A 661-nucleotide genomic window follows, 5' to 3' on the forward strand; every position below is an offset into this window, starting at 1 on the left:
CAACATGTGCGGTCCCGTTATGCGAGGGGCTGACGCTCTGCCGTGGTCGAAGACCCCATCACGCAGTAAGGGACCGCGCCGGAACCTGGGAGGTCCCGCGTTCGACCGCAGGCGGCATGCGCCTTCGGTCCGCATCGGGAAGGCGAGGAGCCGAAGCCGATGACGAACGAACGCGGGAAGTCGGACGCGGCCACAGTAGCGGCGAAGCCGGCGAACGAGGCAGAGCGATCTGCGAAAGGAGCTGGTGGAGCGAAGGGCCGCGACCAAGGGGAATGCGGACCAGCAAAGCACGACCCGGACGCCGAGCCGGACGAGCGTGACGCAGGCGCTGGAGCGCATACGACGAACTGCAAGGGAAAGGAAGAAGGAGAGGTTCACCGCGCTGCTTCACCACATCGATCCCTCAGGGGACGGCGCAAGGAGCGGTGATCTCGCCGCTGCTTGCCAACGTCTACCTGCACTATGCCCTCGATCTGTGGGCTGAACGCTATCGACGGCGCGAGGCCACGGGCGACATGATCATCGTGCGCTATGCCGACGACTTCATTGTCGGCTTCGAGTCCGAGGATGAGGCCCGGCACTTCCTCGAAGCACTGCGCGAGCGGCTCAGGGAGTTTGCACTGTCGCTGCATCCTGAGAAGACCCGGCTGATCGAGTTCGG

1 pseudogene is annotated in these 661 nt (G+C 64.9%); it reads left to right on the plus strand.

From position 1 onward, the window contains the following. Positions 1-407 precede the first annotated feature (407 nt). Positions 408-661, plus strand: a pseudogene (locus tag IVA82_RS19015) (reverse transcriptase domain-containing protein); the annotation flags it as partial.

This window comes from Bradyrhizobium sp. 142 (assembly GCF_023074015.1).
Taxonomy (GTDB): Bacteria; Pseudomonadota; Alphaproteobacteria; order Rhizobiales; family Xanthobacteraceae; genus Bradyrhizobium.